This window comes from Kitasatospora sp. NPDC059795 (assembly GCF_042732175.1).
Lineage (GTDB): Bacteria > Actinomycetota > Actinomycetes > Streptomycetales > Streptomycetaceae > Kitasatospora.
Genome location: NZ_JBHWID010000018.1, coordinates 23649 through 41869, shown reverse-complemented (window position 1 = coordinate 41869; position 18221 = coordinate 23649). Strand labels below are relative to the sequence as shown.

Below are 18221 nucleotides of genomic sequence, written 5' to 3'. Positions count from 1 at the left end.
GAAAGGGCTCTCCACCCACGGGTGGAGAGCCTTCTCCGTCTGCGGTTCCACCCCCGCTCCGAGGATTCGGCGGCCCGTCCTCCGTAGATTTCGTGGTGTCGAGAACACCCCGCCCAGGAGGCACCCGAAATGACCGCCCTGTCCAACGTCCTGATCGCCGTCGCCGTGATCGTCCTGGTGGTGGGCCGGCAGCTGCGGGCCCGCCGGCTGGACACCGAACGCCGGTTCTGGCTGCTGCCGCTGATCCTCGCCGCGGTCGCGCTGCGCGATCCGGTGCTGATCGACCCGGCCCACAAGGGCGCCGCCGCCCTGATCCTGGCCGGCTCGCTGGTCACCACCGTGGGCATGGGCTGCGCCTGGGGCTGGACGATGCGGCTCTGGCGCGACCAGGAGGGCCAGTTGTGGACCCAGGGTTCCGTCGCCACCGTGTTCGCCTGGGTCGGCGCGATCGTGATCCGGATCGGCTGGTACGGCGTCGGCACCGCGCTGCACGTCCACCAGTCCACCAGCGTGCTGATGCTGTCGCTCGGCCTGCTGCTGCTGGTCCGCTCGGCCGCCGTCAGTTGGCGGGCCCGCCAGCTGGACGACCACAAGCACACCCTGGCCGCCTGACGGAACGCCGGCACCGTGCCGCCGACCCCACCGGGTGTCGGCGGCACCGGCATTGAGAGAGGATCGTCCGGTGAGCACCCTGGAACGCTGGACCCGCTGGCCGGCCGGAGACGTCCCGATCCGGGAGCACCACTCGCGGGCCCGGCTGGTGCTGGGGTTCGTCGGCCGCTTCGGCCTGCTGTCGACGGTGGTCTTCGGCACCTTCGCCGAACAGCACTACGCGGGCTGGCGGTTGCTGCCGCCGATCCTCTGGATCCTCACCGCCACCGGGCTGTTCACCGGCTGGTTCTTCTTCTGCCGGGCGCGGCGGCTGTGGCAGGCGCTGGGCTGCGCGGCCGGGCTGCTGGTGGTCGCGGGGCTGGCCGACGACGGCGGGGCGAAGACCCTGGCCTCGATGATCTGGTACGGCCTCGCGGTGCTCGCGGTGATCCGCCTGCCGCTGGCCGCGGGGCTGCTCACCGCCGCTGCCGCACTCGCGAGTTACGGCCTGAGCTCGGGTGAGTCGCTGCTGGTGATGCTGGTCGTCGCGGGCGGCCTCGGGCTGCTCGGCTACCTGCTGCGCCTGGACACCCAGGCCCGCTCCGCGCAGCGCGCGCTGCTGGCCCAGGAGCGGGCCGCGCAGGCGGCGAAGGCGGAGTCGGCGGCGCTCGCCGAACGGGCCAGGATCGCCCGGGAGATCCACGACGTGCTGGCGCACAGCCTGTCCGCGCAGCTGGTGCACCTGGAGGCGGCCCGGCTGATGCTGGACGCCGGCGCCGAACGGGCCGAGGTCCGCGAACGGGTGGTCGCCGCCCGGCGGATGGCCCAGGACGGGCTGGCCGAGACCCGGCAGGCGCTGTCCGCGCTGCGCGGCGAGTTCGCCCCCGTCGCCGAGTTCGTGGCCGAGCTGGCCGCGCAGTCCGGGGCCGAGCTGACGGTGGACGGGGTGCCCAGGCCGGTGTCCGCGGAGGCCGGGCTGGCGGTGCGCCGCACCGCGCAGGAGGCGCTGACCAACGCCCGCAAGCACGCGCCGGGCGGCCGGGTAGACGTCCGGCTCGGCTACCTGGACGGTTCGGTGGAGCTGACGGTGCGCAACGCCGGCGCCCCGCACGGTGCGGACCCGATGCTGGGGGACAGCGGGAGCGGGTACGGTCTGCTCGGGATGCGCGAACGCGCGGAGTTGCTCGGCGGCGAACTGCTGGCGGGCCCCGAGGACGGAGGGTGGCGCGTGCTGCTGCGGGTGCCGGCGTGACGGGTACGGAGATGACGGGCGGGCCGATCCGGGTGGTGGTCGCCGACGACCAGACCGTGGTCCGCGAGGGCATCGTGATGCTGCTGGGGCTGCTGCCGGGCATCACGGTGGTCGGTTCGGCGGCGGACGGCGAGGAGGCGCTGCGGCTGGTCGCCGAACACGCCCCCGACGTGGTGCTGATGGACCTGCGGATGCCGCGCTGCGACGGGGTGGAGGCCACCCGCCGGGTGCGCACCGAGCACCCGGGCACCGAGGTGGTGGTGCTCACCACCTACGCCGACGACGACTCGCTGTTCTCCGCCCTGCAGGCGGGCGCGCGCGGCTTCCTGACCAAGGACGCGGGCGCGGAGGAGATCGCCCGCGCGGTGGCGGACGTCCGTTCGGGCGCGGCCGGGCTCTCCCCGCAGGTCCAACTGCGGCTGCTGGAACGCCTGTCGGGCACGCCGACCGCCCCGGTCGCCCCGACCACCCCGACCGCCCCGGCGCGGCCGGTCGCGGAGCAGCGGCCCGAGGCCGCGCCGAAGGCCGGGCCCGGGCGGGCCGGTCGGGCGGCGCTGCCGGACGGGCTGACCCAACGGGAGGCCGAGGTGCTGGCGTTGATCGCGTCCGGACTGTCCAACGCGGAGATCGCCGAGAGGTTGTTCGTCAGCCCCGCAACGGTGAAAACCCATATCAACAACCTTTTCGCCAAGACGGCCGTTCGGGACCGTGCGCAGGCCGTTGCGTACGCCTTCAAGCATGGAATTTCAGAAGGTTGGTGAACGTACCGCCCTTTCGCGGCATAGGCTGAACGTATCTTCACTGGTTTCCTTGTGTGGTTTGTGACGCTCCATCATGGTTCGGTCGTAGTGGCCGGAATGATGAGGTGTCGGCAAGTGGCGCAGCAGGAGAGAGTCGACTGGTGGGCCGGGGCCGCCGCCCCCCAACCCCGGGTGGTGGCGCCGCGGCGCAGTGTGGAGGCGGAGCCGGAACCACCGGAGGACCGGGTGGGGGGCGCGGTCTACCGGAGTGTTCAGGACAGCGAGGCGTTCCAGGAGATCCGGCGGGGCTACCGCGCGTTCGTGTTCCCGGCCTGCGCCGGGTTCCTGGCCTGGTACCTGCTGTTCGTGTCGGCCGAGGCGTTCATGCCCGACCTGCTGGGCCGCCGGATCGCCGGGCCGCTGAACGTGGCCTGGACGCTCGGTCTCGGCCAGTTCGCCTCGACCTTCCTGCTCACCTGGCTCTACGCCCGTAATGCCCGCACCAAGCGCGATCGAGCCGCCCTCGAACTGCGCTGGGACACCCAGGACCAGCTGCGATGACCGCTCACCACCCGAACCACGGCCTCGCCGTCGCGCTCTTCGCCGTCGTCGTCGCGGTGACGCTGACCATCACGATCTGGGTCGGCCGCCGCGGCCACGCCGCCGAGGACTTCTTCGCCGGCGGCCGGGACTTCTCCCCGCTGCAGAACGGTTTCGCGCTGTCCGGCGACTACCTTTCGGCCGCCTCCTTCCTCGGCGTGACCGGGCTGATCGCGCTGTACGGCTACGACGGCGTGCTCTACAGCATCGGCTTCCTGGTCGCCTGGCTGGTCGTGCTGATGCTGGTGTCCGAACTGGTCCGCAACACCGGTCGGTACACGCTGGCCGACGTGCTGGCGCTGCGGATGCGCCAGCGGCCGGTGCGGGCCGCGGCCGGCCTGTCCTCGATGGTCGTCACGCTGATGTACCTGATCGCGCAGATGGTCGGCGCGGGCAGCCTGGTCGCCCTGCTGCTGGGCACCAACAGCGGGGCCGCCAAGGCGTGGACCATCATCGCGGTCGGCGCCCTGATGATCGTCTACGTGACGGTCGGCGGCATGCGCGCCACCACCTGGATCCAGATCGTCAAGGCGTTCCTGCTGGTGGGCGGCTCGGTGCTGCTCACGGTGCTGGTGGTGGCCCGGTTCCACGGAGACCTGGGTGCGCTGATGGAGACCGCCGCGCGGCGCAGCGGCGAGGGCGAGAAGTACCTGCGGCCGGGCCTCAACTACGGTTCCAGCGCGCTCGACCGGCTGGACTTCGTCAGCCTCGGCCTGGCGCTGGTGCTCGGCACCGGCGGTCTGCCGCACATTCTCAGCCGGTTCTACACGGTGCCCACCGCGCGGGCCGCCCGGCGCTCCACGATGTGGGCGATCGGCCTGATCGGCTCGTTCTACCTGATGGCGATCGTGCTCGGCCTCGGGGCCGGCGCGGTGGTCGGCGGGCACGACCTGCGGGCGTCCAACTCGGCGGGCAACACGGCCGTTCCGCTGCTCGCGCTGGACCTCGGCGGCGGTGACGGCTCGACCGGGGGCCTGCTGCTGTTCGCGGTGATCTCGGCGATCGCGTTCGCCACCATCCTGGCGGTGGTCGCCGGTCTGACGCTGGCCTCCTCCGCGGCGTTCGCCCACGACCTGTACGCCCGGGCCTGGCGGCGGGAGGGCGGCCGGAAGGTGTCGGAGCGCGAGGAGGTGATCGCGGCCCGGATCTCCGCCGTGGTGATCGGTGGGCTTGCGATCGTGCTCAGCCTGTTCGCGCAGCGCCTGAACGTCGCGTTCCTGGTCGGTCTGGCCTTCGCGGTGGCCGCCTCGGCGAACCTGCCGACGCTGCTGTACTCGCTGTTCTGGAAGCGCTTCTCCACCCGGGGTGCGGTCTGGTCGGTGTACGGCGGCCTGGTTCCGGCGGTGGTGCTGGTGCTGTTCTCGCCGGTCGTCTCCGGGACGAAGACCTCGGTGCTGCCCGGCATGGACTTCCACTGGTTCCCGCTGGAGAACCCCGGTCTGATCTCCATCCCGCTCGGCTTCCTGGCCGGCTGGCTGGGCACCCTGCTGGACCGGGAGCCGGCCGACGAGGACGGCTACGCCGAGCTGGAGGTCCGCGCCCTGACCGGCGCCGGAGCCGCCTGACGGACGCCTCGACGACGGGCCCCGCACCGACCGGTGCGGGGCCCGTTCGTCATGCGGCGGGGAGCGCTTCCAGGGCGGTGACGTCCATCCGGGACGGGGTGCCCGGGGCCTTGCCGCAGCTCTCCGGGCGGGGCGGCTCGCTCGCGGACTCCGCCACCGTCGCCCGCCAGCGGCGGCCGTCGGCGTGCGCGACCTCGACCGTCCAGCCGTCGCCGTCGGCTGTCTGGCGCATGGTCAGCGCGTCGGCGGCGCTCTCGCCGGTCAGTTCGCGGACGGCCTGCTCGGCGGCCTGGGACGGGCGGGGCCAGTACGAGCGGCCGCGCGAGTGGGCGGGGACGGTGTGGCCGGCGGCGGTGGCGGACAGCACCTCCTTGGCGGACTCCGCGGTGAGCCGGCCGTACGCGTAGCCGTGCGGCAGCACCAGCATGGTGGGGGAGAAGCGGTGGCCGCCGAGGTGGGTGACCTCCCAGACCTCGCTGTGGCCGGCCGATGCCAGGTCGGCGGCCAGCGGGCGGCCGAGCAGTGCGCAGCAGCGGTCGCGGCGGCCGTTGGTGCACACCAGGGCGATCGGGCCGCCGATGTGCTCGGCGCCGAAGCCGTCGTGGCGGCCCGCGCCGAGGGCGGCGAAGTCGAGGTCGAGCAGCGCGGCGGGGTCGTCCAGGCGGGCCCGGCGCACCCACGGGTCGGTGGGCGCGGTGTGCGCGATCAGCACCTCGTGCCGGGCGGCGTTGTCGGTGTCCGCGTGTCGGCCGGGCCGGCGGATCAGTGCGACCCGGACGCCGGTGCCCTCGGTGACCCGGTCCAGCGCCGCCCCGAGCTCGTGGTCGAGGTGGCTGCCGACGAGCGCCTGGGCGCCCCAGGGGCCGGGCTGTTCGAGCAGCAGCCAGGTGGTGGCGGCGGCCGCGGTGGCGGCCAGCGGCTCGGTCAGTTCGCGCGACAGCGTCGTACAGGTGCTCACCTGCCCACCTTATGTCCGGGTGGCGGTGAGGGGTGGACGGAGCTTCGCGTGCGGAGCGTCGCGGCGGGCACGGATTATGCTGAGCCCCATTACCTGGAGTTGACGTTCTTTTGGGGGAGTCTTGGGGTCGTTCTTCGCGGTCGACGTGGCGGACCTGGACCGTCTGTTGGCTGACCTGCACCGCAGTCAGGACGAGCTGCGCACCGCGTTGAACGCGATGCGCGACACCGGGCCGAAGACCACCGGCGCCACGTCGCTGGACCACGCCTGCGACGAGTTCCACGACAGCTGGGACGACGCGATCAAGAAGATCGCCGAGTCCACCCAGCAGGTGGAGGAGGGGCTGACCATCACCCGGCGGGCCTATGCGGAGACCGACCAGGCCCTGCGCGACGCGTTCGGCGGCGGTGCCGCGTGAGCGACACGGCGCAGTTCCCCGCGCTGGGCTTCGATCCGGCGCCCGGAAACCCGGGCAGCGTGGACGAGTTGGTGCGGCGGCTGACCACCGCGGCCGGGGCGCTGGAGAGTGCCCACGGCACTCTGGAGCGGCTCACCCGGGCCGGCGGCAGCTGGCGCGGCGATGCGGCGCGCGCGTTCGCCGGGAAGGTCGGCGAACTGCCCGGCCTGCTCCGCGACAGCGACGACGCGGTGCGCACGGCGGCCCGGCAACTGGAGGGCTGGCGTGGCCAGTTGACGCACTTCCAGGAGGTCGCGCGACGCTACGAGGCGGACGCGGAGGCGGCCGGGCGGCGCTGCGAGACCTGCGAGCGGCAGCAGGACGCCGCCCGCTCGCGGTACGAGACGGCGGCCGGCGCCCCGGCGTTCCGGCTGGCCGGGCGGATGTACACCGACGACGCGCAGCTGCGGCAGGCCCAGGCCGAGATCGACGCCGCGCAGCGCGAGTTGAACGCGGCCGGCGAGGAACTCGACGACGCCAAGCAGGCGTTGGAGAACGCCGAGGACGCCTTCCGGGCGATAGTGAAGCAGGCGAAGGAACTTCGCGAGGATCACCAGGACGCGGCCGGGAAGGTCGCCCGGGCCCTGCGCAAGGCCAACCAGAACGCGCCGTCCACCAGCATGTGGGACGGCTTCAAGGACGCGCTGAAGCGGGCCGGGCACGCGCTCAAGGAGTGGGCCACCAAGCACGCCGACCTGCTGAAGAAGATCGGCGACTGGCTGGGCATCGCCTCCACCATCCTGGGCGTGGCGGCCCTGTGCACCATGTGGTTCCCGCCGCTGTCCGGCGCGCTGGCGCTGGCCGGCGGCGTGCTCTCGGCCGGTGCGCTGGCCAGCCACGGCCTGGCGAAACTCGGCGGCGCGGACGTCAGCGCGATGGACCTGGTCGGCGACGGGCTGGGGGCGCTGCCGTTCGGCAAGCTGGTCGGCACCGCGGCCAAGCCGGTCATGAAGGTCACCACCAAGCTGGTCCCGAAGATCGAGAAGGTGGCGCTGGAGACCGGCGGGACGGTGATGCGGCAGACCGGCGGGAAGGTCCGGGAGATCGCCAAGAGCCAGATCGTCGACCACATGGGCGACGCACTGCGCGGGTCGGCCGTCCGGGTCACCGAGATCGGCGCGGAGGGCGCGCTGAAGACCACCTTCAAGGCGCTGCCCGGCATGGGCAACCGGATGAAGTTCGCCTGGGAGAAGCACGTCGCCGAGTCGGTGTACGGCACCGCGGTCGACACCTTCAAGTCCACCCGGGTCGCCAACCTGCCGGGCCTGCGCTCGATCCCCTCGTTCCAGAACGCGATCCGGGCCGACGGCAGCCTCGACCCGATGTCCTGGTGGAGCCGGGGCATCAACGGGGTGCCCTCGCTGCCGGGCATCGTCACCGGCATCCACGACCAGTTCAGCGGAGGCAACTGATGGACGGCACACCGCCGTTGATGTACGGCACACCGCCGTTGACCCCGTCGGCGGGGCGGCGCTCGCGGCTCGGGCTGGTGCTGTGGTTCGCCGTCCAGTGGGTGCTGGTCCCGCTGGACCTTATGGCCCGGCTGCTGTACGTGCCGGTGTTCGTGGTGATCGAGGTGGTCACCGATCTGGAGTGGCCGGACCGGGGCTGGCTGCGGATGCTGCTGCGGCCGCTGACCAGGTTCGTCGGCCCGGTCCGGCTGGTCCGCGAGTGGGGCGACGGCCGGCGGCTCTGGGACGCCCGGATGGCAGGGATCTGCCGCACCGCGGCCGCGGCCTTCGCGCGTCGGCCGGCCGGGAAGCAGGAGCTCGACGGCTGGGCCGGGCTGCGCTGGGGAAGCGAGATGTGCGCGTTCGTGCTCTCCCCGAAGGACTACCGGGGCGTGCGGCCGGAGCGGATCCACGCGATCGCCGCCGAGCACGGCCTGACGGCCCGCTCCGCGGGCGAGTTCGGCGTCGAGCTGGCCCCCGTTGCCGCGTGGAACCGGGCGGTGGCCCGATGAGCAGCTACACCTTCGACGTGCCGGTGCACTTCCACGACCTCGGCATGCACCTGGACGATGATCAACGCGCCGTCCACCTGCGGGAGTTGGCGTGCGAGATATGGGCGGGCGGCACCGAGGCGCAGCGTGCGGGCGTCCAGCAGTTCTACGGCGAGCTGGCCGACGCCGCCGCCGAGGACGGTGCGAGCTACGCCGGGGTGTGCCTGATGGCCACCGAGGACGACCGGGTGTCCACCGCGTCGTTGGTGGCCCGCAGCGAGACGCTGGAGCCGGCGGCCGACCCGGAGGCGGTGATCGAGACGCTGGAGGAGGTCCTCTCGCTGGACCCGGCGGCCGACGTGCACCGCACCGAGACCGAGCAGGGCCCGGCCGTGGTGGCGTTCAGCGGCGTCGAGTGGACGCCGGTGCCCGAGCGGCCGGCGCTGCCGCTGGTCCGGGTGGACGTCTACCTGCCGCTGCCGGAGATCTCCGAGCTGCTGGTGTTCTCGTTGACGACGCCGTCACTGCCCGACCTGCCGCAGTACGTCGCGCTGCTGTCCGAACTGACCGACACCGTCGAGGTGTTGACGGACGACCCGGTGCCGCTGCCGGTGCAGCGCCCCGCGGAGCGCGCGCCGCTGTTCTGAACCCGCACGGGTGAAAACGGCGGGCGTCCCCTCGTGCGAGGGGGCGCCCGCCGTTCCGTCACATCCGGCCGCCGACCGCCGCGATCTGCGCGGTCACCGGGGTGCCGGAGCCGTCGCGGCGCGGGTCGCGCTCCGGGAGCGTGACGGGCTGGCCGTTGGCGGCGGCGCCGAGGGCGGGCAGCGGGCCGGCCCAGGCGAACGCGAGGCCGTCCTCGCCGCGCAGGAAGCGCTGGCAGCGGACGCCGCCGGTGGCCCGGCCCTTGCGCGGGTACTGGTCGAACGGGGTGAGCTTCCAGCTGGTCTGCTGTTCCCCGTCCAGCGTGCCGGTGGCCGCGGCCACCGAGAGGACCACCGCGTCCTCGGCCGGGTCGACGGCGGTGAAGGACAGCACCCGGGCGCCGTCGGACAGCTTGATGCCGGCCATGCCGCCGGCCGGGCGGCCCTGCGGGCGGACCTGACCCGCCGGGTAGCGCAGCAGCTGGGCGTCGGAGGTGAGGAAGACCAGGTCCTCCTCACCGGTGCGCAGTTCGACCGCACCGATCACGGTGTCGCCGTCCTTGAGCGCGATCACCTCGAACTCGTCCTTGTTGGCGGGCCATTCGGGCACCACCCGCTTGACCGTGCCCTGCACGGTGCCGAGCGCCAGGCCCGGCGAGGACTCGTCCAGGGTGGTCAGCGCGAGCGCCCGCTCGTCCTCCTCCAGGCGGAGGAACTCGGAGACCGCGGCGCCGCCGGACAGCGCCCTGGTGCCCGGGGGCAGCGCCGGCAGGTCGATCACCGGCAGGCGCAGCACCCGGCCCGCCGTGGTGACCACGCCGATGTCGCCGCGCGCGGTGGCGGGGACGGCGGAGGCCAGCACGTCGTGCTTGGCCCGCGACGGCTCCTCGGTGACCGGCTCCAGGTCGAAGGTGCGGGCGAGCAGACCGGTGGCGGACAGCAGCACCCGGCACGGGTCGTCCGCGACCTCCAGCGGCACCGACAGCGCCGCCGACGGCACCGACCCGGCCTCCAGCAGCACGGTGCGCCGCTCGGTGCCGAACTGCTTGGCCACCGCGCCGAGTTCGGAGGACACCACGGAACGCAGCCTGGTGTCGGACTCCAGGATCTCGGTCAGCTCGGCGATCTCCTTGAGCAGCTTGGCCTGCTCCGTCTCCAGCTCGACCCGGTCGAAGCGGGTGAGCCGGCGCAGCGGGGTGTCCAGGATGTACGCGGTCTGCGTCTCGGAGATGCCGAAGCGCTCCATCAGGCGCTCCTTGGCCTGGGCCGCGTCGTCGCTGCTGCGGATCAGCGCGATCACCTCGTCGATGTCGACCAGCGCGATCAGCAGGCCCTCGACCAGGTGCAGCCGGTCCTGGCGCTTGCGGCGGCGGAAGTCGCTGCGGCGCTTGACCACCGTGAAGCGGTGGTCGACGTAGACCTCCAGCAGCTCCTTCAGGCCCAGCGTCAGCGGCTGGCCGTCCACCAGCGCCACGTTGTTGATGCCGAAGGTCTCCTCCATCGGCGTCAGCTTGTAGAGCTGCTCCAGCAGCGCCTCGGGCACGAAGCCGTTCTTCACCTCGATGACCAGCCGCAGGCCGTGCGCGCGGTCGGTGAGGTCCTTGACGTCGGCGATGCCCTGGAGCTTCTTCGCGTTGACCAGGTCCTTGATCTTCGCGATCACCTTCTCCGGGCCGACCGTGTACGGCAGCTCGGTGACCACGATGCCCTTGCGGCGGGCGGTGACGTTCTCGATCGTGGTGGTGGCGCGGATCTTGAAGGTGCCGCGGCCGGACTCGTACGCGTCGCGGATGCCGGACAGGCCGACGATCCGGCCGCCGGTCGGCAGGTCAGGACCCGGGACGAACCGCATCAGGGTTTCCAGGTCCGCGGTCGGGTGCTTGATCAGGTGCCGGGCGGCGGCCACCACCTCGGACAGGTTGTGCGGCGGCATGTTGGTCGCCATGCCGACCGCGATGCCGGTGGCACCGTTGACCAGCAGGTTCGGGTACGCCGCGGGGAGCACCTGGGGCTCCTGCTCGGAGCCGTCGTAGTTCGGGGCGAAGTCGACGGTGTCCTCGTGGATCGACTCCACCATCGACATCGAGGCGGCCGTCAGCCGGGACTCGGTGTAGCGCATCGCGGCCGGCGGGTCGTCGTTGCCGAGCGACCCGAAGTTGCCGTGGCCGTCGATCAGCGGCAGCCGCATCGAGAACGGCTGCGCCATGCGCACCACGGCGTCGTAGATCGAGGTGTCGCCGTGCGGGTGCAGCCGGCCCATCACCTCGCCGACCAGGCGGGCGCACTTGACGTGGCCGCGCTCCGGGCGCAGGCCCATCTCGTTGGCCTGGTAGAGGATCCGGCGGTGCACCGGCTTCAAGCCGTCGCGGGCGTCCGGCAGGGCCCGGGAATAGATCACCGAGTAGGCGTACTCCAGGAACGAGCCCTGCATCTCGTCCACGACATCGACATCGAGGATGCGCTCCTCGAAGTCACCGGGCGGCGGGGTGGGCGAACTGCGGCGGGCCATCGCTGCGGGGCTCCCTTGCGGTACTGGGGTGGGCAGGGCCAAGGCATGAACGCCCCCCATTGTGGACCCTCGGTGGGACACCGCCTGTCACCCGGGCCGCTTCCGCCGCTGGCGAACGCGCCCGACGCACGGACACCTGACGGCGGGTCCGGGCGTTGCACCACAATGGGGGACGTCACAAGCCCCCGGCCCGGACACTCCGGAACCGACGACGGGAAGGACCCCCGCATGGCCAACCCCGGCCCCGCCAGCGGCCTCGCCATCACCGAACACCGCCTCGCCAACGGCCTGCGCGTGGTGCTCTCCGAGGACCACCTCACTCCGGTCACCGCCGTGTGCCTCTGGTACGACGTGGGTTCCCGGCACGAGGTGAAGGGACGCACCGGCCTCGCCCACCTCTTCGAGCACCTGATGTTCCAGGGCTCGGCGAACGTCTCCAACAACGGGCACTTCGAGCTGGTCCAGGGCGCCGGCGGCTCGCTCAACGGCACCACCAGCTTCGAGCGCACCAACTACTTCGAGACCATGCCCGCCCACCAACTGGAGCTCGCGCTCTGGCTGGAGGCCGACCGGATGGGCTCGCTGCTGGCCGCCCTGGACGACACGTCCATGGAGAACCAGCGCGACGTGGTGAAGAACGAGCGCCGCCAGCGCTACGACAACGTGCCCTACGGCACCGCGTTCGAGAAGCTCACCGCGCTGTCCTTCCCCGGCGAGCACCCCTACCACCACACCCCGATCGGCTCGATGGCCGACCTGGACGCCGCCACGCTGGAGGACGCCCGGGCGTTCTTCCGCACCTACTACGCGCCCAACAACGCGGTGCTGTCGATCGTCGGCGACCTCGACCCCGAGCAGACCGTCGCCTGGGTGGAGAAGTACTTCGGCTCCATCCCCGGCCACGACGGCAAGCAGCCGCCGCGCGACGGCGCCCTGCCCGACACCATGGGCGCCGAGTCCCGCGAACTGATCCGCGAGGACGTCCCCTCCCGCGCCCTGATGGCCGCCTACCGGCTGCCGCACGACGGCACCCGGCAGGCCGACGCCGCCGACCTGGCGCTCACCGTCCTCGGCAGCGGCGAGTCGTCCCGCCTGTACAACCGGCTGGTCCGCCGCGACCGCACCGCCGTCTCGGCCGGCTTCGGCCTGCTCCGGCTGGCCGGCGCGCCCTCGCTGGGCTGGCTGGACGTCAAGGCCGGGGCCGGCGCCACCCTGGAGCAGATCGAGGCCGCCGTCGACGAGGAACTCGCCCGGTTCGCCGCCGAGGGCCCCACCGCCGAGGAACTCGAACGCGCCCAGGCCCAGATCGAGCGCGAGTGGCTGGACCGGCTCACCACGGTCGCCGGCCGCGCCGACGAACTCTGCCGCTACGCCGTGCTGTTCGGCGACCCGAAGCTGGTGAACGAGGCCCTGCCGAAGGTCCTCGACATCACCGCCGAGGAGGTCCGCGAGGTGGCCGCCGCCCGGCTGCGCCCCGACAACCGGGCCGTGCTGGTGTACGAGCCGACCCCCGACGACAGCACCGACGACGACAGCTCCGAGAACGAGGAGGCGGCGGCATGAGCGACACCCCCGCGCAGGACACCCCCGAGAAGTACGTCCCGGCGATGGACTTCCACCCGCAGCCGCAGCCCGGCACCCCCACCCCGTGGGCGTTCCCGGCTCCCGAACGGCTCACCCTGGCCAACGGCCTGACGGTGCTGCACTGCCACCGCCCCGGCCAGCAGCTGGTCGCCGTCGACATGGTGCTGGACGCGCCGCTGGCCGCCGAGCCCGAGGGCCTGGACGGCGTCGCCTCGATCCTGTGCCGGGCGCTCTCCGAGGGCACCGACACACTCACCGCCGAGGAGTTCGCGGGCGAGCTGGAGCGGGCCGGAGCGACCCTGGACACGCACGCCGACCACCCCGCGCTGCGGGTCTCGCTGGAGGTCCCGGCCTCCCGGCTGGAGCGCGGCCTGACCCTGCTCGGCGACGCCCTGCGCGTCCCCGCGCTGCCCACCGAGGAGATCGAGCGGCTGGTCGCCAACCGCCTCGACGAGATCGTCCACGAGCAGGCCAACCCGTCCCGGCGCTCCGCCAAGGCGCTGTACGCCGCGCTGTTCGCCGAGGCCGACCGGCTGTCGCGGCCGCGAGCCGGTTCCACCGACACCGTCAAGCGGATCGACCGGGACGCGGTGAAGGCGTTCTACGACGCCCACCTGCGCCCGTCCACCGCCACCGCCGTGGTGGTCGGCGACCTCACCGGCATCGACCTGACCGCGCTGCTGGAGTCCACCCTCGGCCGGTGGACCGGCGAGAGCGCCGAGCCGTCCGTGCACGGCCCGGTGACCGCCGACGACGCCGGCCGGGTGGTCATCGTCGACCGGCCCGGCTCGGTGCAGACCCAGCTGCTGATCGGCCGGATCGGCCCGGACCGGCACGACCCGGCGTGGGCCGCGCAGGTCCTCGGCGTCTACTGCCTCGGTGGCACCCTCACCTCCCGGCTCGACCGGGTGCTGCGCGAGGAGAAGGGCTACACGTACGGCGTCCGGGCGTTCGCCCAGCCGCTGCGCTCCGCCGCCGACGGCTCCGGCCGCGGGCTGCTGGCGATCAGCGGCTCGGTGGACACCGAGTCCACCGCGCCCGCGCTGCAGGACACCTGGACCATCCTGCGGACGCTGGCCGCGGAGGGCCTCACCGACGCCGAGCGGGAGGAGGCCGTGCAGTTCCTGGTCGGCGTCGCGCCGCTGAAGTACGAGACGGCCGGGTCGGTCGCCGCCACCCTGGCCGACCAGGTCGAGCAGTACCTGCCCGACACCTACCAGGCCGAGTTCTACCGGCAGCTGGCCGCGCTCGACACCGAGGCCGCCACCCGGGCCGCGGTCGCCGCCTTCCCGCCGGACCGCCTGGTCACCGTGCTGGTCGGCGACGCCTCGGTGATCGCCGAGCCGGTCAAGGCGCTCGGCATCGGCGACGTCACGGTCATCGCCAACTGACGTCCTTTCGACGTCCCTTCACACGGGCCCGGCGGAGTGTCAGCTCCGTCGGGCCCGCGGCGTTTTAATCCCTTGCACGCTGTCGGCGCGGCATGGGTAGATGGTCCCCGCCGGGCGAGAACGCGCGGCCACGACGAATGCGGGAGGAGGCGGTCACCATGCGGGTCGAGCCACGACGACGCTCCCCGAGGCTGCCTTCCCGTCGTTCGTACCGAACTGCCTGAGCAGTCGCCGCGCAGCACCCGTCTGCCGCCCGCGGTCCCGCCCTGCCGGGCCGCCCCTCGATCTTCCCCGCCGCCGCACCGGGCGTCTCCGTGCGGCACCCTTGGAATCGACGACCCCAGGAGGTCGAACCGCCATGACGTACACCGAGGTACCCGGCGTCCGCGTGCCCATCCGGATGTGGACCGACCCGGCCACCGTTGAGGGCCAGGCCATGGACCAGCTGCGCAACATCAGCACCCTGCCGTGGCTGCACGGCCTCGCCGTGATGCCGGACGTCCACCTGGGCAAGGGCGCGACGGTCGGCTCCGTCATCGCCATGAAGGGCGCGGTCTGCCCGGCCGCGGTCGGCGTCGACATCGGCTGCGGAATGACGGCCGTGAAGTCCTCGCTCACCGCGAAGGACCTCCCGGACGACCTGTCGCACCTGCGCCACCGGATCGAACAGGCCATCCCGGTCGGCCGCGGCCTGCACTCCGACCCGATCGAGCCGGGCAAGCTGCACGGCCAGCCCACCGCCGGCTGGAACGACTTCTGGCAGCGCTTCGACGGCATCGCCTCCGACGTCCGCTGGCGGCGCGAGCGGGCCGCCCAGCAGATGGCGACCCTCGGCGGCGGCAACCACTTCATCGAGCTGTGCCTGGACGACGACGGCGCGGTCTGGCTGATGCTGCACTCCGGCTCGCGCAACATCGGCAAGGAGCTCGCCGAGCACCACATGACGATTGCCCGCTCGCTGCCGCACAACCAGGGCCTGATCGACCGGGACCTCGCGGTCTTCATCGCCGACACCCCGCAGATGGCCGCCTACCGCTCCGACCTGTTCTGGGCGCAGGAGTACGCGAGCCACAACCGGGCGCTGATGATGGCCCTCTTCCAGGACGCGGTCCGCCGCGAACTGCCCAAGGCCCGGGCCACCTTCGGCGAGATGATCTCCTGCCACCACAACTACGTGGCCGAGGAGCGCTACGACGGCGTCGACCTGCTCGTCACCCGCAAGGGCGCGATCCGGGCCGGCTCCGGCGAGTACGGCATCATCCCCGGCTCGATGGGCACCGGCTCGTACATCGTGAAGGGCCTTGGCAACACGGCGTCGTTCAACTCGGCCTCGCACGGCGCCGGCCGCAAGATGAGCCGGACGGCCGCGAAGAAGCGCTTCACCGCCAAGGACCTCGCCGAGCAGACCGCCGGCGTCGAGTGCCGCAAGGACGCCGGCGTGGTCGACGAGATCCCCGGCGCGTACAAGCAGATCGAGAAGGTCATCGCCCAGCAGAAGGACCTGGTCGAGGTGGTCGCGCACCTCAAGCAGGTGATCTGCGTCAAGGGCTGACTGGGCTGACTGAGCGTCAGAAGCCCGGTGGTGCCTGGAGACCGGGCACCACCAGGCCGGACTCGTACGCGATCACCACCGCGTGCGTCCGGTTCTGCGCGCCGAGCTTGGTCAGCACGTTCCCGACGTGCGTCTTCGCCGTCTCGGTGCTCACCGTGAGCACCTCGGCGATCTCCGGGTTGGACAGCCCGGTGGCCATCAGCCGCAGCACCTCCTCCTCCCGGCCGGTCAGCGCCGCCCGCGGCAGCGCCTCGGCCGAGCCGAGCGGGCGGGCGGTCACCATCCGGCGCAGCGCGGCCGGGAACAGGATCGCCTCGCCCGCCGCGACCACCCGCACCGCCTCCGCGATCTGCCCGACCGGCAGCCGCTTGAGCACGAAGCCGCCGGCCCCGGCGCCGAGCGCCGCGGTGACGTAGCCGTCGTTCTCGAAGGTGGTGATCATCACGACCTTCGGCGGGTCCGTCGCCCCGGCCAGCAACTGCCGGGTGGCCTCGATCCCGTCGCAGCGCGGCATCCGGACGTCCATCAGCACCACGTCGGGCCGCAACTGCCGGGCGCGTTCGACCGCTTCGACGCCGTCGGCGGCCTCGCCGAGCACCGTGAGGCCGGGCTGCGCGGCGAGCAGCACCCGCAGGCCGCTGCGGGTGACGGCGTCGTCGTCCGCGATCAGCAGGGTGACGGGGGCGGCGGGGTCGGTCATGCCGACCACCGCACGGGCAGCCGGACCGCCAGCCGCCAGTGTTCCGGGCCGTCCGGGCCGGCCTCGAACCCGCCGTTCAGCAGCCGGACCCGCTCGGCCAGCCCCGGCAGGCCGTGCCCGGAGGTCGGGAAGGCCCGGCCGGCCGCGGCAGCACCGGTCCGGTTCACCACCGAGAGCTCCAACAGCTCCGGCCCGGCGGCCACCCGGACCTCGACCGGGCCGCCCGCGCCGTGGCGCAGCGCGTTGGTCAGCCCCTCCTGGAGGATCCGGTACGCCGCCCGGGACAGCGTCCCCTGAAGGCGCGTCAACTCGCCGGACAGCTCCGGCTCCAGCACCGCCCCGGCGTGCCGCAGCCGCTCCAGCAGCTCGGGCAGGTCGGCCAGCGTCCGGGTCGGCGCCGTCCCCGGCCGGTCCTCGCGGAGCACGCCCAGCACGTAGTCGAGGTCCTCCAGCGCGGCACGGGTCGACTCCTCGATGCTGCGCAGCGCGGCCCGCGCCGCCACCGGGTCGGCCGACAGCACCTCGCCGGCCACGGCGGCCTGGATGGTGGTCGCGGTCAGCGTGTGCCCGATCGAGTCGTGCAACTCGTGGGCCAGCCGGTTGCGTTCGGCCAGCCGCCGTTCCTGCTCGGACGCCAGCGCCAGCCGCTCCGCCGCCGAGGGCCCGAGCAGCGCGGGCGCCAGCCGGCGCAGGACGCCCGCCACCGCCGCGCAGATCACCGGGACCAGCAGCAGGCACACCGCCGCGACCGGCCAGCTCCAGACGCCGGTCACCTGCACCGACCGGTCGGACCAGCTCAGCCGGGCCTCCCCGTCGAGCCAGTTGTTCGGCAGCGACACCGCGGCCAGGAGCAGCACCAGGCAGCTCAGCCCGCCGACCCAGCCCAGCGCCACCTGCGCCACCAGCCAGAGCGGAGTCCGCCACCGGCCGCCGCCGACCGCCGGGGCGGGCACGTCGGGGAGCCGTACCGCGAGCAGCCGGCGGGCGCCGGCGGCCAGCGCCCGCCGGCTGATCCGGGGCAGCCCGAGCGCGGCGACCAGCACCGCCCACACCAGCACGGTGAGCGCCGCCCGGGCCTCGTACAGGCCCGAGGCCCACGCCACCGCCGGTATCGCGGCGAGTGGCAGCAGCACGAGGCTCGCCGGCGCGGCGCAGAACGCGAACAGCGCGCCGGAGTACGTGGAGCCGCGCAGCAGCGGCCGAAATCCCCTGGTCATGGCGGCAAGTATGGCCGGGCTGCCGGGGGCCGACCTCCCCCGACCGGGGGAGTGGATCTTCCCCCGTTCCCGCGATGTGCGGGGCCGCCCCCGCCGCCAGGATCGGATCCGACCCGCCCCGACGAGAGGACGACGATGAGCTCCCCCACCACTCCGACCGACGCCTACGGACCGAGGCCCGGCCGGATGCCGGGCCTCGCCGTGGCCACCGCGGTCCTCGGCACCGTCGCGCTGCTGACCTCGCCGGTGGTGGCGGGAGGCCTGCTCGGCGTGCTCGGCCTGGCCCTCGGCCCGTTCGCGCTGCGGGCCGCCCGCCGGACGGGCGCCGGCCGGGCGACGGCACTGATCGGCGCCGCGCTGTCCGCCCTCGCCGTCGCGGTGGCCGTCGTGATGGCGTTCGTCCTCGTGTGGTTCGCGGACCGGAGCCGGGACTGCTACCAGTACCACGACGTCGGCCCGTGGACGCGGTGCGTCCAGCAGCAGTTCGACCGGGGCTGACGCGAAGGCCCGCCGGGGCCG

General features: G+C 73.2%; 17 protein-coding genes. 13 read left to right on the top strand and 4 right to left on the bottom strand.

Annotated elements, in window-relative coordinates; all coding sequences use genetic code 11:
* The first annotated feature begins 129 nt into the window (after positions 1–129).
* The 5 genes from ACFV4P_RS29855 to ACFV4P_RS29835 all read left to right on the top strand — a co-directional run bounded on the left by ACFV4P_RS29855 (position 130) and on the right by ACFV4P_RS29835 (position 4748).
* Positions 130–612, top strand: a complete 483-nt coding sequence (locus ACFV4P_RS29855; RefSeq protein ID WP_380476403.1) for a DUF1453 domain-containing protein — start codon at positions 130–132, stop codon at positions 610–612.
* Positions 613–682: 70 nt separating this feature from the next.
* Positions 683–1843, top strand: a complete 1161-nt coding sequence (locus ACFV4P_RS29850) for a sensor histidine kinase (RefSeq protein WP_380476401.1) — start codon at positions 683–685, stop codon at positions 1841–1843.
* A gap of 11 nt (positions 1844–1854) precedes the next feature.
* The gene (locus tag ACFV4P_RS29845; RefSeq protein ID WP_380476534.1) at positions 1855–2604 is read left to right on the top strand and encodes a response regulator; all 750 of its coding nucleotides are present in this window, start codon (positions 1855–1857) and stop codon (positions 2602–2604) included.
* A gap of 114 nt (positions 2605–2718) precedes the next feature.
* Positions 2719–3144: a DUF485 domain-containing protein gene (locus ACFV4P_RS29840; protein ID WP_380476399.1), complete on the top strand. Its 426-nt coding sequence runs from the start codon at positions 2719–2721 to the stop codon at positions 3142–3144.
* The gene (locus ACFV4P_RS29835; protein WP_380476397.1) at positions 3141–4748 is read left to right on the top strand and encodes a cation acetate symporter; all 1608 of its coding nucleotides are present in this window, start codon (positions 3141–3143) and stop codon (positions 4746–4748) included. Before ACFV4P_RS29840 ends, ACFV4P_RS29835 begins: the two co-directional genes overlap by 4 nt.
* A gap of 49 nt (positions 4749–4797) precedes the next feature.
* Here the strand turns inward: ACFV4P_RS29835 and ACFV4P_RS29830 are convergent, their stop codons facing one another.
* Positions 4798–5706: a sucrase ferredoxin gene (locus ACFV4P_RS29830; protein WP_380476395.1), complete on the bottom strand. Its 909-nt coding sequence runs from the start codon at positions 5704–5706 to the stop codon at positions 4798–4800.
* A 121-nt stretch (positions 5707–5827) separates the two neighbouring features.
* Between ACFV4P_RS29830 and ACFV4P_RS29825 the strand changes: the two genes are divergently transcribed.
* The 4 genes from ACFV4P_RS29825 to ACFV4P_RS29810 are packed head-to-tail and all read left to right on the top strand — an operon-like array spanning position 5828 to position 8752.
* Positions 5828–6124: a WXG100 family type VII secretion target gene (locus ACFV4P_RS29825; RefSeq protein WP_380476393.1), complete on the top strand. Its 297-nt coding sequence runs from the start codon at positions 5828–5830 to the stop codon at positions 6122–6124.
* A complete protein-coding gene (locus ACFV4P_RS29820; protein ID WP_380476391.1) occupies positions 6121–7575 on the top strand; it encodes a putative T7SS-secreted protein in 1455 nt (484 codons plus the stop codon). The genes ACFV4P_RS29825 and ACFV4P_RS29820 overlap by 4 nt, the downstream gene beginning before the upstream one ends.
* Positions 7575–8126 carry a hypothetical protein gene (locus ACFV4P_RS29815; protein ID WP_380476389.1) on the top strand — a complete coding sequence of 184 codons (552 nt, stop codon included), beginning with the start codon at positions 7575–7577 and terminating at the stop codon, positions 8124–8126. The genes ACFV4P_RS29820 and ACFV4P_RS29815 overlap by 1 nt, the downstream gene beginning before the upstream one ends.
* The gene (locus tag ACFV4P_RS29810) at positions 8123–8752 is read left to right on the top strand and encodes a hypothetical protein (protein ID WP_380476387.1); all 630 of its coding nucleotides are present in this window, start codon (positions 8123–8125) and stop codon (positions 8750–8752) included. The genes ACFV4P_RS29815 and ACFV4P_RS29810 overlap by 4 nt, the downstream gene beginning before the upstream one ends.
* A 58-nt stretch (positions 8753–8810) precedes the next feature.
* Here ACFV4P_RS29810 and ACFV4P_RS29805 read toward each other — a convergent pair whose 3' ends face one another.
* On the bottom strand, positions 8811–11258 hold the full coding sequence (locus ACFV4P_RS29805) for a DNA topoisomerase (ATP-hydrolyzing) subunit A (protein ID WP_380476385.1): 2448 nt from the start codon (positions 11256–11258) through the stop codon (positions 8811–8813).
* A 228-nt stretch (positions 11259–11486) separates the two neighbouring features.
* Here ACFV4P_RS29805 and ACFV4P_RS29800 point away from each other — a divergent pair, with 228 nt between their 5' ends.
* The 3 genes from ACFV4P_RS29800 (at position 11487) to ACFV4P_RS29790 (ending at position 15785) form a co-directional block, all read left to right on the top strand.
* Complete coding sequence (locus ACFV4P_RS29800) at positions 11487–12821, top strand: M16 family metallopeptidase (RefSeq protein WP_380476383.1); 1335 nt, start codon at positions 11487–11489, stop codon at positions 12819–12821.
* 44 nt (positions 12822–12865) lie between these two features.
* Complete coding sequence (locus tag ACFV4P_RS29795) at positions 12866–14233, top strand: M16 family metallopeptidase (RefSeq protein ID WP_380476532.1); 1368 nt, start codon at positions 12866–12868, stop codon at positions 14231–14233.
* Between the two features lie 358 nt (positions 14234–14591).
* The gene (locus ACFV4P_RS29790) at positions 14592–15785 is read left to right on the top strand and encodes an RtcB family protein (protein WP_380476381.1); all 1194 of its coding nucleotides are present in this window, start codon (positions 14592–14594) and stop codon (positions 15783–15785) included.
* A gap of 16 nt (positions 15786–15801) precedes the next feature.
* On the opposite strand, the gene ACFV4P_RS29785 is transcribed toward ACFV4P_RS29790, so the two are convergent.
* Both ACFV4P_RS29785 and ACFV4P_RS29780 read right to left on the bottom strand, forming a co-directional pair.
* Positions 15802–16485, bottom strand: a complete 684-nt coding sequence (locus ACFV4P_RS29785; RefSeq protein WP_380476379.1) for a response regulator transcription factor — start codon at positions 16483–16485, stop codon at positions 15802–15804.
* On the bottom strand, positions 16482–17702 hold the full coding sequence (locus ACFV4P_RS29780) for a sensor histidine kinase (RefSeq protein ID WP_380476377.1): 1221 nt from the start codon (positions 17700–17702) through the stop codon (positions 16482–16484). Before ACFV4P_RS29780 ends, ACFV4P_RS29785 begins: the two co-directional genes overlap by 4 nt.
* Positions 17703–17837: 135 nt before the next feature.
* Here ACFV4P_RS29780 and ACFV4P_RS29775 point away from each other — a divergent pair, with 135 nt between their 5' ends.
* Positions 17838–18200, top strand: coding sequence for a DUF4190 domain-containing protein (locus tag ACFV4P_RS29775; RefSeq protein ID WP_380476375.1), 363 nt, complete (start codon positions 17838–17840; stop codon positions 18198–18200).
* Positions 18201–18221: the final 21 nt, after the last annotated feature.

Coding starts and splice junctions, on each gene's coding strand:
- ACFV4P_RS29775 (WP_380476375.1), top strand. CDS start 17,838: ATGAGCTCCCCCACCACTCCGACCGACGCCTACGGACCGAGGCCCGGC.
- ACFV4P_RS29805 (WP_380476385.1), bottom strand. CDS start 11,258: ATGGCCCGCCGCAGTTCGCCCACCCCGCCGCCCGGTGACTTCGAGGAG.
- ACFV4P_RS29815 (WP_380476389.1), top strand. CDS start 7,575: ATGGACGGCACACCGCCGTTGATGTACGGCACACCGCCGTTGACCCCG.
- ACFV4P_RS29795 (WP_380476532.1), top strand. CDS start 12,866: ATGGACTTCCACCCGCAGCCGCAGCCCGGCACCCCCACCCCGTGGGCG.
- ACFV4P_RS29835 (WP_380476397.1), top strand. CDS start 3,141: ATGACCGCTCACCACCCGAACCACGGCCTCGCCGTCGCGCTCTTCGCC.
- ACFV4P_RS29800 (WP_380476383.1), top strand. CDS start 11,487: ATGGCCAACCCCGGCCCCGCCAGCGGCCTCGCCATCACCGAACACCGC.
- ACFV4P_RS29785 (WP_380476379.1), bottom strand. CDS start 16,485: ATGACCGACCCCGCCGCCCCCGTCACCCTGCTGATCGCGGACGACGAC.
- ACFV4P_RS29810 (WP_380476387.1), top strand. CDS start 8,123: ATGAGCAGCTACACCTTCGACGTGCCGGTGCACTTCCACGACCTCGGC.
- ACFV4P_RS29845 (WP_380476534.1), top strand. CDS start 1,855: ATGACGGGCGGGCCGATCCGGGTGGTGGTCGCCGACGACCAGACCGTG.
- ACFV4P_RS29790 (WP_380476381.1), top strand. CDS start 14,592: ATGACGTACACCGAGGTACCCGGCGTCCGCGTGCCCATCCGGATGTGG.
- ACFV4P_RS29780 (WP_380476377.1), bottom strand. CDS start 17,702: ATGACCAGGGGATTTCGGCCGCTGCTGCGCGGCTCCACGTACTCCGGC.
- ACFV4P_RS29855 (WP_380476403.1), top strand. CDS start 130: ATGACCGCCCTGTCCAACGTCCTGATCGCCGTCGCCGTGATCGTCCTG.